Origin of the sequence: Bradyrhizobium sp. BRP19 (assembly GCF_020194195.1) — a bacterium.
GTDB classification, from domain to species: Bacteria; Pseudomonadota; Alphaproteobacteria; order Rhizobiales; family Xanthobacteraceae; genus Bradyrhizobium; species Bradyrhizobium yuanmingense.
In genome coordinates, this window is the sequence record NZ_JADYVZ010000004.1 from 629851 (window position 1) to 643880 (window position 14030).

The window sequence follows — 14030 nt, forward strand, 5'->3', positions numbered from 1 at the left end:
TTCCCGCAGCCGACAGCGGCTCGCGGGAAGGTTGCTGCTCGCATCCGGACCGACTTCGCCGGGGCCGTTTCTGTCCCGGCCAGAGGTGTGATTACTGTGCTTGAACTGATCGTTATATCGACGCTGAACGGTCTGCTGTTCGGCATGCTGCTGTTCCTGCTGTCGAGCGGCCTGACCGTCATCTTCAGCATGATGGGCGTGCTCAACTTCGCCCATGCCAGCTTTTACATGCTCGGCGCCTTCTTCGGTTTCCAGCTCACCAAATGGATTGGCTTCTGGCCGGCCCTGCTGCTGGCTCCGCTGCTGGTCGGCGCGATCGGCATGGCGGTCGAGCGCTACGGCCTGCGCAATACGCACAAGCACGGCCATGTGGCGGAGTTGCTCCTGACCTTCGGTCTTGCGTTCGCGATCGAAGAAATCGTGGCGATGATGTGGGGCAGGAGCCCCGTCGATTACCGCGTGCCGGCGCTGCTCGACTTTCCGGCCTTCACGATCTTCTCGACGAATTATCCCGCCTACAAGATTTTCATGCTGGCTGTGTCGATCCTGATATTCATCGTGTTGCTGATGGTGCTCAAGCGCACGAGGGTGGGCCTGATCGTTCAGGCCGCGCTGACGCATCCCCATATGGTGGGGCATCTCGGTCACAATGTCGGACGCATATTCATGCTGGTGTTCGGCGTCGGCAGCGCGCTGGCGGGAATTGCCGGCGTGATCGCCGGTCCGGCGCTGGTGACGCAGTCCGACATGGCCGCGGCGCTGGGACCGATCCTGTTCGTCGTCATCGTGTTTGGCGGCCTCGGCTCCTTGCCGGGCGCCTTCATCGCCTCGCTGGTGATCGGCCTGATACAGACCTTCGCGGTGGCGCTGAACGGTTCGTTGGCGAGCGCCTTCGGTCCGCTCGATCCGTCGGCAGGGCCGTCCGTGCTCACCGACATCTGGAACGTCACCATTGCCCAGGTGGCGCCGATCGTACCCTACCTGCTGCTGGTGATCATTCTGATCGTACGCCCCATGGGCCTGATGGGGACGCGCGAGACATGAACGCCAAAACGACATCGACGCCGACATCGACAATCGCAGGGAAGCCGGCCGGCGACGGCCTGCGCTTCTACGGCATATGGCTTGCCGGCATCGCCGTGCTGATCGTGCTGCCGCTGATCTTCTCCTCCGGCGGCTCGCTGACGTCCTTCAGCCTGATCGGCATCGCGATCGTGTTCGCGCTGTCCTACAACATCCTGCTCGGCCAGACCGGCCTCTTGTCGTTCGGCCATGCGGTGCATTACGGCCTCGGCGGCTTCGCAGCGTGCCACATGATGAATGCAGTGGTCTCGCACGGCTGGCCAATCCCGCTGCCGTTCATACCGCTGTTCGGTGGACTCGGCGGCCTCGTTTTCGCGATCATCATCGGCTGGCTGATGACCAAGCGGGCTGGTACCGTGTTCTCGATGATCTCGCTCGGCATTGCCGAACTGGTGGCGTCGTCCTCGCTGATCCTGCGTTCGGTGTTCGGCGGCGAGTCCGGAATATCGACCGACCGCACGGCTTTGCCGAAGATCTTCGGCTTGAGTTTCGGCCCGCAGCTTCAGGTCTATTACCTCATCGCGTTCTGGCTGGTGATCTCGGCCGTCGCGATGTATGCGCTGACGCGGACCCCGCTGGGGCGAATCAGCAATGCGGTGCGGGACAACCCCGAGCGCGTCCAGTTCATCGGTTATGATCCGCACGTGGTGCGCTACATCGCCTTCTGTTTTGCCGGCTTCTTCGCTGGCGTGGCAGGGGGCCTGGCCGCGATCAACTTCGAGATCGCCAACGCCGCCTATCTCGGCGCGATCCAATCCGGCCTCGTGCTGTTCTCGACCTTCATTGGCGGCGTCGCGTACTTCTTCGGACCCATCCTGGGTGCAATCCTCGTGACCTATCTTCAGCTCGGGCTGACCAGCGTCACCGGCGCGTGGCAGCTCTATTTCGGCATTATCTTCATCGGCATCGTGATGCTGTCCCCCGGCGGCATCGCCGGGCTGGTCATGATGCACCGGCCGCTGGTTCGCGCCGGAACTCTGCCGACGGTGATCCCTTCCTATCTGATCGCGGCGGTGCCGACCTTGGCACTGGCTTGCGGTGTGATCCTGACGATCGAATCGATCTCGCGCACGCATAGCGGTCAGGGCAATCCGATCAACCTGTTCGGCGTTGCCTTCAGTCCGGCGTCGCCGCTGACGTGGGCGAGCGCGGCGGTCCTCCTCATCGGCGGCTTCTTCGTCGCGCGCCTGAGCTGGCGGCGCGTCGCCGAGGCATGGGACCGCGCGGCGACGGTCGCGCGCGATCGGGGGTACTTGGCATGACGGCAGCGATCGAAGTCCGCGCCGTTGAGAAGCGCTTTGGCAATGTCGGCATCATCCGCGATCTCAATCTCAGCGTCGCGCAAGGTGAGCGTCACGCCATCATCGGTCCGAACGGTGCCGGGAAATCGACGACGTTCAATCTCATCAGTGGCCACATCAAGCCGACCTCGGGCGAGGTGAGACTGAACGGCGATGTGATCTCCGGCCTCAGGCCGTTCGAGATCAACCGGCGCGGCCTGTCGCGGTCGTTCCAGGTCACCAACGTATTCGCGCGCATGTCGGTCTGGGAGAACGTCCGCTGTGCCGTGCTGTGGGCGACGGGGCACCGTTACGCCTTCTGGAAGAACGTCGATAGCCTGCCGGAGGTGCGCGAGCGCACGGCGCAAATCCTCGACGACATCCATCTGACGCATCGGCGCGATGTTCCGGCCGGCTTGTTGACCTACGCGGAGCAGCGCGAACTCGAGATCGGCATCACCATCGCCAGCGGCGCGACCGTCGTGCTGCTGGACGAACCGACGGCGGGCATGAGCCACGCCGAGACCGACCGCGCGGTGTCGCTGATCCGGCGCCTGACCGAGGGCAAGACCCTGGTCATCGTCGAACACGATATGAGCGTTGTGTTCGGCCTGGCCGACCGCATTTCCGTGCTGGTCTACGGCCACATCATTGCTTCCGGCACGCCGGAGGAGATCAGGCGGGACCCGAAAGTTAAGGAAGCCTATCTCGGCGAGGAGGCGCACTGATGCTGGAGGTCAGGGACCTGCACGCCTATTACGGCAAGAGCCACATTCTCCAGGGCGTCGATCTCGACGTTGCGGCAGGCGAGGTCGTCAGCCTGCTCGGCCGCAACGGCGTCGGACGTTCGACCACTGTCAAGGCGATCATGGGCGAGGTTGCGCCGCAAGGCACGATCCGCTTCAAAGGCAAGGACATCGCGGGGCTGCCGAGCTACAGGATCGCGCGCCTCGGTCTCGGCTATGTGCCGGAGCATCGGGACATCTTTCCGGGGCTGACGGTCCGCCAGAATCTGCTCCTCGGCATCAAGGATACGCGGCGTCCCGGCAAATGGCAGCTTCAGGACATGCTCGACATGTTTCCGAACCTTGCCGCGCGGGCAGATACGCCTGCGGGGGTGCTGTCAGGCGGCGAGAAGCAGATGCTCACGACGTGCCGGACCCTGATGGGCGACCCCGATCTCATCATGATCGACGAGCCGACCGAAGGTCTTGCGCCCTTGATCGTGCAGCAGGTCGGCGATCTCATCGCCCGCATTGCGCAGGCCGGCGTCGCAATTTTGCTCGTCGAGCAGAAGCTGTCGATTGCGATGAAGATCTCCAACCGCGTCTACGTCATGGGGCACGGTCGTGTGGTCTTCGAAGGTACGCCCGAGCAACTGAAATCAAACAGCGACGTTCGCGCGCAATGGCTGGAAGTGTGAGGGAAGCCGGCGGGTTTGACCGCAATGGCGCGATGCCCTCGACAAGGACGTCCGCCCGTAACGGCTGATGTTCCTCAGCGTGGTCGGAAGGGGAGGCCCACAGCGGATCACTGCTCCCGCAGGCTCCGTCCGGTGTCCGCATGGCCCGAGCTTGCGGGGATTTAACTTGGTTCCGATCGAGTGCCCCTTTAACGTTCCGCGTGCGCCTATCATGTGTGGTCACGAATGCCTTTCGCGTTGCTCGTTCCACAAGGGACCTAGGCGCAGGTGCGACAATCTATAGGCTATGTTATTGTAAACAAAGCGAAATACGTGAGTTTCGATGCTCGTGATGCAGGCGCGTAGTTGAAACTGGGTACATGATTCGTGACGGCATTCGGTAAACTCGTCCGCACCACGGCGTTCCGGCTGACGCTGGTCTATCTGCTGCTGTTCGCGATGTTCGCGGCCTCGCTGCTGGCCTATTTCGCCTGGAATACGCGGCGGCTGATCACCGAGGAGATCACGCAGACCGTCAATGCCGAGACCTCGGAGATCAACGAGATCTACGACCGCCGCGGCCTAGTCGGTCTCGTGCGCACGATCGAGTATCGGGCGCTGCGGCCAGGCGCCAATCTCTATCTCGTGACCACGCCGACGGGCCAGGCGATCGCCGGCAATGTCGGCTCGCTGGCGCCGGGCGTTATGGCGACGCGCGGCTGGTCGGAGACGGCCTACCGGCGGATCGAGGACAGCGATGACCGCGATCATCGCGCGCTCGTTCGCGTCACCGAATTGGAGAACGGCTTCCGGCTTCTGATCGGCCGCGACTTGGCCGAGCGGCGGCGCCTGTTCGGCATCGTCGCCAAGGCGGCGCAGTTTTCGGTCTTGATCGTCGTCGTGCTCGGCCTCGGCGGCGGCATCTTCGTCGCGCGGCGGGTGCTGAGGCGCATCGACGCGATGACCGGCACGGCGCAGCGGATCATGACCGGCGATCTCAGCGAGCGCCTGCCCGTGGGGCGCAGCGGCGACGAGATCGATCGCCTCGCCGAGAACCTGAACGCCATGCTGGAGCGGATCGAGGCGCTGATGGCGGGGCTGAAGGAGGTTTCCGACAACATCGCCCACGACCTCAAGACGCCGCTGACGCGGCTGCGCAATCGCGCCGAGGAGGCGCTGGCGAGATCGGGCTGCGAGGCGGATTATCGCGCCGCGCTGGAGCGGACCATCGAGGAGTCCGACGGGCTGATCCGGACCTTCAACGCGCTGCTGATGATCGCGCGCGCGGAATCCGGACAGGCGCGCGGCAACATGGACGACTTCGACGCCGCAGAGGTCGCGGAGGGCATCCACGAGCTCTACGAGCCGCTCGCCGAGGACGACGGCATGACCCTGAAGGTCAAGTGCGAGCCGACGCCGGTTCATGCCAATCGCGAGCTGATCAGCCAGGCGCTCGCCAATCTTGTCGAGAACGCGATCAAATACGGCCAGCCCGCGGCACAGCCGGCGGGAACCGTGGTCAGCATGGACGCGAGGCAAATCACGATCGAGGCGAGGCGCGAGGGCGACCAGGTGCTGCTCAGCGTCACCGATCGCGGCCCCGGCATCCCCGAAGCCGACCGCAAGCACGTCATCGAGCGATTCGTGCGGCTGGAGGCCAGCCGCACGCTGCCGGGCTCGGGCCTCGGCCTCAGCCTCGCCTCGGCGGTGGCGACGTTGCACGGCGGCGAATTGCGCTTGGGCGATGCCCATCCCGGCCTTGTCGCCACGCTCGTGCTGCCGGCGCGCGCGGGCGCCGGCGACAGGGTTGCTCCGCCAACACCGGATGTGCCACAGAAGGTGGCATGAACCACTCCGCGCCGGGAAACGCGGACAAGCATGGTGAGAGGCTGGCCGCACGCTTCGCCGAGGCTCCCCATATTGCCGCTTCCGCAACCGATGAACCCCGTTTCGAAAGCTGGCTGGCCGAGCTCGAGCCGGCACAATCGGCCCGTCTCGAAACGCATCTCGGCCATCCCTTCGCCCGCGAGATCCTGACCGGGATTGCGGAATTCTCGCCCTATCTGTTCGAACTGGTGCGCGCCGATGCCTTGCGTCTGATCCGGCTGCTCGAATGCGATCCGGATGCGCATCTGACGGCGCTGATCGCGGAGGCGCGCAGCGCGGTGCTCGCGGCTTCGGAGGAGGCCGAGGTGATGCGGCTGCTCCGCCGCATGAAGGCTGAGGCTGCGCTCCTGATCGCGCTGTGCGATATCGGCGGTGTCTGGCCGGTGATGCGGGTGACGGCGGCGCTGACCGATGTCGCGGTGTCCTCGGTGCAGGCGGCACTGCAATATCTGCTGCGGCAGGAAGCCGCACGCGGCAAGCTCTCACCGCCCAATCCCGAGGCACCCGAAGAGGGCTGCGGGCTGATCGTGCTCGCGATGGGCAAGATGGGTGCGGGCGAGCTGAACTATTCCAGCGATATCGATCTCATCGTGTTCTTCGATCCCGATGCGACGACCCTCGCGCCCGATATCGAGCCGCAGCCGTTCTTCGTCCGCGTGACGCAAGGCATGGCGCGCATCCTGCAGCAGCGCACCTATGATGGTTACGTCTTCCGCGTCGATTTGCGGCTGCGGCCCGACCCGTCCTCGACGCAGGTGGCGATCTCGCGGGACGCCGCGCTGAACTATTACGAGCGGGAAGGGCGCACCTGGGAGCGCGCCGCGATGATCAAGGCGCGGACCTGTGCCGGCGATTCAAAAGCGGGCGAGGCATTGCTCGCCGAGATCGGGCCGTTCGTCTGGCGCAAGCATCTCGACTTTGCCGCACTTGCCGACGTACACGACATGAAGCGGCAGATGCAGACCTATCGCGGCCAGAGCGAGGTTGCGGTCGAGGGCCACAACGTCAAGGTCGGACGCGGCGGCATTCGCGAGATCGAATTCTTCGCGCAGACCCAGCAATTGATTGCCGGCGGCCGCCATCCGGAATTGCGGGTGCGGCCGACACTGCGGGCGCTTGACGTGCTCGCCGCCAGCAACTGGATCACTGTGGCGGCGCGTGACGAGCTGGCGACCGCCTACGAATTCCTGCGCCGTGTCGAGCATCGCCTGCAGATGATCGCCGACGAGCAAACCCACACGCTGCCGGAGGACAAGCAAGCGGTCGAGCGCTTTGCGTGGTTCTTCGGCTATCGGACTCGGGAGGCCTTTGCGCGCGACCTCTTGCGCCAGCTCCAGATCGTCCAGGGCCATTACGAAAAACTGTTCGAGGGCGATGACCCCACCGGCACGGCGAGGCTGCCGGCGCTCGACTACGGTGCGGGCCCCGATGATCCGCGCCTGCTGCAGCACCTCGCGACGCTCGGCTTCAAGAAGCCCGCCGCGGTCGCGCAGACGGTGCGCGACTGGATCACCGGCGACTATCGCGTCTTCCGCGTTGAGGCGACGCGAAGCGCCTTCGTCGAGTTCGTGCCGGCCTTGATCGACGGCCTTGCCCATGCCGAAGAGCCGGATCGCGCCGTCGTTTCGTTCGATCATTTCCTCGGCGCGCTGCAGCGCGGCGGCCGGCTGATCACGCTGCTCGGCCAGAACCGCGATCTCGTCGCGCTGGTGGCGCTGGTGCTGGGAGCCGCGCCGCGGCTCGGCGACATGCTGGCGCGGCAGTCTCAGCTGATGGATGGCCTGATCGATCCGCGCTTCTTCGGCGCCATGCCCGACAGGCAGGAATTGTCGGGGCGGCTCGCGACCACCGTGCAGGACGCCGGCTCATACGAGGAGTTCCTCGATCGCCTGCGCCTGTTCGGGCAGGAGAGCCTGTTCCTGATCGGCACACGCATCCTCTCCGGCACCGTCTCGGCGCAGCAGGCGAGCACGGCCTTCGCCGACGTCGCGGAGGGAATCGTCCACACCGTGCACGGTCTCGTCGCCGATCGCTTCGCCGCCCAGCACGGCCGCATCAAGGGTCAGGAGACCGCGATCGTCGCGATGGGCCGGCTCGGCAGCCGCGAGATGACGGCCTCGTCCGATCTCGACCTGATCCTGCTCTATGATTTCGACGGCGACCATCCGGACTCCGACGGGGTGAAATCGCTTCACGGCGCACACTATTTCGCCCGTTTCACCCAGCGCCTGATCAGCGCCTTCACGACCCGCACCAATTACGGCGTGCTCTACGAGATCGACATGCGGCTGCGGCCCTCGGGACGCGCAGGTCCGGTGGCTTCGAGCCTCGTCTCGTTCGCGGACTACCAGGCCAACGAAGCCTGGACCTGGGAGCACATGGCATTGACGCGTGCGCGCGTGGTCTCGGCTTCGCCCGAATTCCGGGAACGGATCGAGCGCGTCATCCGCGATGTCCTCACCCGCCGCCGCGATCCCGCCATCACCGCCAACGACGTCGCCGACATGCGGCGCGCGATCGCGCAGGAGAAGGGCGAGGCGGATTGCTGGGATCTCAAGCATGCCGCCGGCGGCATGGTCGATATCGACTTCATCGCGCAGTATCTCCAGCTCGTGCACGCGCACGACAAACCCGAGATTCTCGACGTCAGCACCATGCAGGTGCTGGAGAATGCCTGCAGGATCGGCGTGCTCGCGCAATCCGAGACGGAGATTTTGCGGGCCGCGGCGCGGCTCTATCACGACCTCACGCAGATCCTGCGTCTCTGCGTCAGCGAGCGCTTCAAGCCTGATACCGCCGGCACCGACCTGCAGCGCGTCATGGCGCGCGCCGGCGACGCGCCGGATTTCTCCTCGCTGGAGGCGCGGGTGAAGGAGACCCAGAGCGAGGTGCGGCGCGTGTTCAGGGCGCTGCTGGAAGAGTCATAGCCTGCTTCAGCGCGGTGACCGAGCTCATCGCTCAGAAGCTGCGATTGCGGATTCCGATCGATTTGCAACCGCAATCGATCGATACGGATTGGTCATGAAAGTTGGGTCGGCTGCGGGTTTTTGCGTGTTGGTGCAGGCCCGGCGTGCTAGCTTGCGTGCCACGATGGAATCCGAGGGGACGGCCGGTTGATCGACAAGCTTGAACTATTGCTGGCGCTGGCGAAGGAGCGTCATTTCGGACGCGCGGCCGAGGCCTGCGGCGTGACGCAACCGACGATGTCGACCGGGCTCAAGCAGCTCGAGGAAATTCTCGGCGTGATGCTGGTCCAGCGCGGCTCGCGCTTTCAGGGATTTACGCCGGAAGGCGAGCGGGCGCTCGACTGGGCGCGGCGGATCGTGGGCGATGCCCGGGCGATGCGCGACGAGATCAACGGGCTGAAGCATCAGCTCTCCGGCGAGATCCGGATCGCGGCGGTCCCGACCGTGCTCGGCATGGTCGCCGCGCTGACGACGCCGTTCCGTGCCAAGCATCCGGAGGTGCGCTTCCGCATCCAGTCCACCACCTCGTCCGAGGTGCTGGGCCTGCTCGAAAATCTCGAGGTGGATGCGGGGCTGACCTATATCGAGAACGAGCCGATCGGCAAGGTGCGCACCATCCCGCTCTACAACGAGAGCTATCGCCTGCTCACCGCGCCGGACGCGATGTTCGGCGATCGCGAGACGGTGACCTGGACCGAGGTCGGGCAAGTGCCGCTGTGCCTCTTGACGCCAGACATGCAGAACCGCCGCATCATCGACCGCGCATTGCGATCGGTCGGCGCGGAGGCGACACCGACGCTGACGTCGAACTCGCTGCTGGTGCTGTTCACGCACGTCAAGACCGGGCGCTGGGCCAGCGTGATGCCGGCCAAGCTCGCCGAGACGCTCGGCCTGTCGGACACCGTCCGCTCGATCCCGATCGTCGACCCCGAGGTCAATTACAGCATCGGCCTGGTGATCCCGCAACGCGATCCCATGACGCCGCTGATTGCAGCGCTGGTCAACGTCGCGCGCGAAGTCGCGCCGACACTGCAATCGTAAGCGGAAGGTCTTTTGGCTGAGCCGAGTGAACCGAGAGCTCTTCTTCCCCTCTCCCCTTGTGGGAGAGGGTGGCTCGCCGCGTAGCGGCGAGACGGGTGAGGGGTATCTCTCCTCCCGAAAGTATTGCGCGTGGATAGACACCCCTCATCCGGCGCTTCGCGCCACCTTCTCCCACAAGGGGAGAAGGGCATCCCAGATCGAAACTGACTCGATCGTTGCTCGCGGTTTTAAGCCGCAGCCGATATCCCGGCCGCCTTCACCGCATCCCGCGGCAGGGTCACGCGGACGACGGTGCCGACCTCGATCTTCGAGCGCAGGCGCATCGAGCCGCCGTGGAGCTGCGCCAGTGAGCGGGCGATGGCAAGGCCGAGGCCCGAGCCGTGATAGGTCTTGGTGAGCTGGCTCTCGACCTGCTCGAAGGGACGCCCGAGCCGCGCCAGCGAATGCGGTGCGATGCCGATGCCGGTGTCGGCGATCATCAGCACGATCCTGTCGTCGAGCTGCCGGCTGCGCACCACGACCCGTCCGCCGTCGGGCGTGAACTTCACGGCGTTGGAGAGCAGGTTGACGATGATCTGCTTGGTGGCGCGGCGGTCGGCGACGACCGAGATGGATTTTGCGATGTCGGCATCGAGCGTCAGGTGCTTGTCCTGCGCACGGCCGGTGACGACCCTCAACGATTCGGCGAGCGTCTGCGCGAGGTCGAGCTCTTCCATGTCGAGCTTCATGCGGCCGGCCTCGATCTTGGACATGTCGAGGATGTCGTTGATGACCTCGAGCAGATAATGGCCGCTGGTCAGGATGTCCTGGCAGTATTCCTGGTACTTCTCGCTGCCGAGCTCGCCGAACATGCCCGACCCCATGATCTCGGAGAAGCCGATGATGGCATTGAGCGGCGTGCGCAGCTCGTGGCTCATATTGGCGAGGAATTTCGACTTGGTCTGGTTGGCTTCCTCGGCGCGGGTCTTCTCGCGCTGGTACTTCTCGGCGAGGTCGGCGAGCTCGACCGCCTGGCGCTCCAGCGCGGCCTGCGAGCGCTTGAGGTCGATGACGGTGGCGCGCAGGCGCAGATCGTTGTCGACCAGCTTCTGCTCGTGCTCCTTGATGCGGGTGATGTCGGTGCCGACCGAGACGTAGCCGCCGTCCTTGGTGCGGCGCTCGCTGATGTGCAGCCAGCTGCCGTCATCGAGCTGCGCCTCGAAGGTGCGCGCCCCCGGGCCTTGGGCCGCGGTCTCGTTGTGGCGGGTGCGCACCTCCGGCATGCGGCCGACCTCGAGCACGGTCTCGTAGGAGGTGCCGGGGATGACGGCGCTGTCGGGCAGCTTGTGCAGGCGCTGGAAGTGCGAGTTGCAGAGCACCAGGCGGTCGCTCGCATCCCACAGCACGAAGGCCTCCGGAATGGTCTCGATCGCGTCGCGCAGGCGGAGGTCGGCTTCCACGGTCTTTTCGGCGAGGCTCTTCTGCTCGGTGATGTCGACGGCGATTCCGATCAGGTGCACGCTGGAATCGGTCGCGCCGCGCGTCTTCTCGCAGCGGACGCGGAGCCAGATCCAGTGGCCGTCGACATGCTGCATGCGGAAGGTCTGGTCGATATGGTCGATCTTCTCGGAGATGAGCTGGTCGGCGATCGCGAACAGGTCGATGTCATCGGACTTCACCAGCGCATTGACCTCTCCGAAGGTGAGGAGTTCGTGACGGCCGTCGAGACCGAGGATCGAGAACATCGACTGCGACCAGAAGATCCGGCCGCGCGACAGGTCCCAGTCCCACAGCCCGCAGCGGCCGCGGTTGAGCGCCGTGTCGATGCGGCCGCGCACCGCGTCGTTGATGAGGTCGCCTTCGCGGGCGCGGGTCGACTGCCAGTGGAAGGCGAAGCCCAGGATCAGGACGACGAAGCCCGTGGTCGCCGACAGCGTCACTGAAAGCGCGGCGTCCGAGCCCCAGATCGGCTCGTTGCGCTCCTGGATCACGGTGACGAAGCCGGGCAGTGACTTGATCTGCCGCGAGGTCGCCATCGCCGCGTTGCCGCTCGGCAGCGTCAGGTCGGAGACGTTGGCGTCGCGTGGCGGCGCCGCGACCAGCTGCGCGGTCGTGATCGCATCGAGCAGGCGGTCGTTGCCCGAGGGGTCGCTGTCGGCCGGGATGCGCGCGAGGATGCGGCGGTCGATGCCGGCGGAGGTGACGATGACGTGCCGGCCCGAGGCCGTGGCCCAGGACGGAATGAGATCAGGCAGCAGCGTCGGCAGGCCCTCGATGGTCTTGAGCCGCTCCTGGCGAACCGAAGTGAGGCGGTCGATGCGCTCGGCGAGCAGGTCGCCGAGCGCCGAAATGTCGTGTCGGATCACCAGCCGCTTCTGGCGCGTTTGATCGACCACCTGCACGAAGGCACCGAGGCAGATCGTGATCAGGAAGGCGATGATGAGCGTCGGCACGGCGCGACGCAGCGCCGGCTCCGCGATCAACAGCCGATGATAGGCAGGTTTCGCGATCGATTGCGCCAATCCCTTGATGGAATCGGATTGGACGCACGCGTTCGCGGCGTCTGCACGCGACATGCCTTCGGCCCCCTGAAAAACGAGTTCCGGAAGCAGCCCCACGTCACTTCCGAATCACACCGATTTGAATCCAGTTTTCGCGGGCTGTCGAGAGTCAACGAATCGTTAACGCGAAATTATTCTTATCCAACACGCAGTTTGTGCGTCGCGCGTCCGCAAAGGCACGGGTGCAACGAGTCCGAAACGAGAACGTGTGACTCGTCGCGCATTCTTCATCACGCCCGCGGCGGCTCGGCGTGGCTGATGACGCGCTTCACGCTCGGGAACGCGCGCCGCAACGCACGCTCGATCGCGTCGACATGCTCGTGCACCTTGATCACGCTCATCGACGGTGTTGCGCGGCAGTGGAAGTTGACGATCTCGCCGGCGTCGGTGTTGCGGACCCGCACATTGTGGATGTCGTGGATCTCGCTGCCGGCGGCATATTCCGTCAGCGCGGCGGCGATGGTCCGCACCCGGTCCGGCGTGGCATCGACCCCGAACGGAAGTTCCGGTTCCAGCGGCTCGATGTGAACGTCGACCTCGACGTCCTCGCCGAACTCCTCCTGGATGTTGCGCTCCAGCGTGTTGGCGATGTCGTGCGCGGCCTCGAGCTGCATGTTGGCATCGACCTCGAGGTCGATGCTGACGATCAGCTTGACGCCGAGATCGTGCACCGTGACGTGGTGGACGGCGAGGGCGGAATTGCGCGCGATCACCATGATGCGGTCGCGCACGGTCTCGTTGTCGCGCGCGACGGGCACTGCGGCGAAGGTAAGGTCGGCATCGCCGAAAGCCTTGGCGACGGCGGCCTGCGCGTTGCGCTTGATGTCCTCGACCCGGTCGATCGGATAGGTCCGCGGCACCTTCGCGATAGTGTCGATGAACGTGGTCGCTCCGACCATGCGCACGCGCAAGCGTTCGACGTCGATCACGCCGGGCACGCTGCGGATCGCCGCTTTGGCCTTCTCCTGCGCGCCTTCGGGAGCGCGATCGACCAGCGTCTGCACGGTCGAGCCGGCCATGCGCAGGCCGAGCGCTGCGATCATCACCGCAACCGCTGCGGCCGCCGCGGTGTCGCCCCACCAGAAGCCGAGCCCAGCCAGGATCAGGCCCACGATCACGGCGCAGGAGCCCATCACGTCCGAGGCGAAATGCAGCGCGTCGGCCGCCAAGGCCTGGCTTCTGGTCTCCCGCGCGGCACGGTGCAGGGCGCGGGCGCGCCAGAGATTGACGGCGATATCGATCACCAGCACCACGAACGGCACGGCAGAGATGGTCGGCGGCGGGGTTCCCTCGCGCAGCCGGCTATAGGCCTCAACCAGGATGCCCCCGGCCAGCACGTAGAGCAGGGCGGTGACGCCGAGCGCGGAGATGCTTTCCAGCTTGCCGTGGCCGTAATGGTGCTCCTCGTCGGCGGGCTTGTCGGACACCCGCACCACCGCCCAGGTGATGATGGTCGCAACCAGGTCGATCAGGGAATGCAGGGCTTCCGAGATCAGCGCCAGCGAGCCGATCGCGATCCCGACCGCGAACTTGGCCGCCGCCATGCCGCCGCTGGCGAAGATCGAGATGGCCGCGACCGAGGTTTTGTCGTGCTGGGAGGTCATGGGCGGGGATTTAGCAGCCCCGTGTGGGACATCAAGCGATGATCCACAGGATGTAGTCGCTAGTGAGTTGCAGGAGCGGTCTACGCCTTGCTCCGGCCCCGTAGCAACCATTAAGTTGCGGCGGTATTTTCACGCCAGGGCGTACCTCGGGCAACAACGGTGTTGGCGTAGATAAGGAGCTTCCTGGCGCAAGCGATCAGGGCGACGCTGTGCGCTTTTCCTGCGGC

At 65.4% G+C, this 14030-nt stretch carries 9 protein-coding genes; 7 read left to right on the plus strand and 2 right to left on the minus strand.

Annotation, left to right across the window (positions count from 1 at the left end; all coding sequences use genetic code 11):
* Window positions 1-96: 96 nt before the first annotated feature.
* The 7 genes from I6F36_RS17415 (at window position 97) to I6F36_RS17445 (ending at window position 9659) form a co-directional block, all read left to right on the plus strand.
* Window positions 97-1044: a branched-chain amino acid ABC transporter permease gene (locus tag I6F36_RS17415; RefSeq protein ID WP_036005767.1), complete on the plus strand. Its 948-nt coding sequence runs from the start codon at window positions 97-99 to the stop codon at window positions 1042-1044.
* A complete protein-coding gene (locus I6F36_RS17420; RefSeq protein WP_225171842.1) occupies window positions 1041-2345 on the plus strand; it encodes a branched-chain amino acid ABC transporter permease in 1305 nt (434 codons plus the stop codon). The genes I6F36_RS17415 and I6F36_RS17420 overlap by 4 nt, the downstream gene beginning before the upstream one ends.
* Window positions 2342-3091, plus strand: coding sequence for an ABC transporter ATP-binding protein (locus tag I6F36_RS17425; protein ID WP_036005761.1), 750 nt, complete (start codon window positions 2342-2344; stop codon window positions 3089-3091). Before I6F36_RS17420 ends, I6F36_RS17425 begins: the two co-directional genes overlap by 4 nt.
* Window positions 3091-3786 carry an ABC transporter ATP-binding protein gene (locus I6F36_RS17430; RefSeq protein ID WP_036005758.1) on the plus strand — a complete coding sequence of 232 codons (696 nt, stop codon included), beginning with the start codon at window positions 3091-3093 and terminating at the stop codon, window positions 3784-3786. The genes I6F36_RS17425 and I6F36_RS17430 overlap by 1 nt, the downstream gene beginning before the upstream one ends.
* Before the next feature lie 366 nt (window positions 3787-4152).
* On the plus strand, window positions 4153-5613 hold the full coding sequence (locus I6F36_RS17435; RefSeq protein WP_036023279.1) for an ATP-binding protein: 1461 nt from the start codon (window positions 4153-4155) through the stop codon (window positions 5611-5613).
* The gene (locus I6F36_RS17440; RefSeq protein ID WP_225171843.1) at window positions 5610-8579 is read left to right on the plus strand and encodes a bifunctional [glutamine synthetase] adenylyltransferase/[glutamine synthetase]-adenylyl-L-tyrosine phosphorylase; all 2970 of its coding nucleotides are present in this window, start codon (window positions 5610-5612) and stop codon (window positions 8577-8579) included. The genes I6F36_RS17435 and I6F36_RS17440 overlap by 4 nt, the downstream gene beginning before the upstream one ends.
* A gap of 186 nt (window positions 8580-8765) precedes the next feature.
* Window positions 8766-9659, plus strand: a complete 894-nt coding sequence (locus I6F36_RS17445) for a LysR family transcriptional regulator (protein WP_036005748.1) — start codon at window positions 8766-8768, stop codon at window positions 9657-9659.
* Window positions 9660-9886: 227 nt separating this feature from the next.
* Here the strand turns inward: I6F36_RS17445 and I6F36_RS17450 are convergent, their stop codons facing one another.
* Window positions 9887-12214: a PAS domain-containing sensor histidine kinase gene (locus I6F36_RS17450; RefSeq protein WP_225127168.1), complete on the minus strand. Its 2328-nt coding sequence runs from the start codon at window positions 12212-12214 to the stop codon at window positions 9887-9889.
* A 215-nt stretch (window positions 12215-12429) separates the two neighbouring features.
* Window positions 12430-13803, minus strand: coding sequence for a cation-efflux pump (locus I6F36_RS17455; RefSeq protein ID WP_128262575.1), 1374 nt, complete (start codon window positions 13801-13803; stop codon window positions 12430-12432).
* Window positions 13804-14030 lie beyond the last annotated feature (227 nt).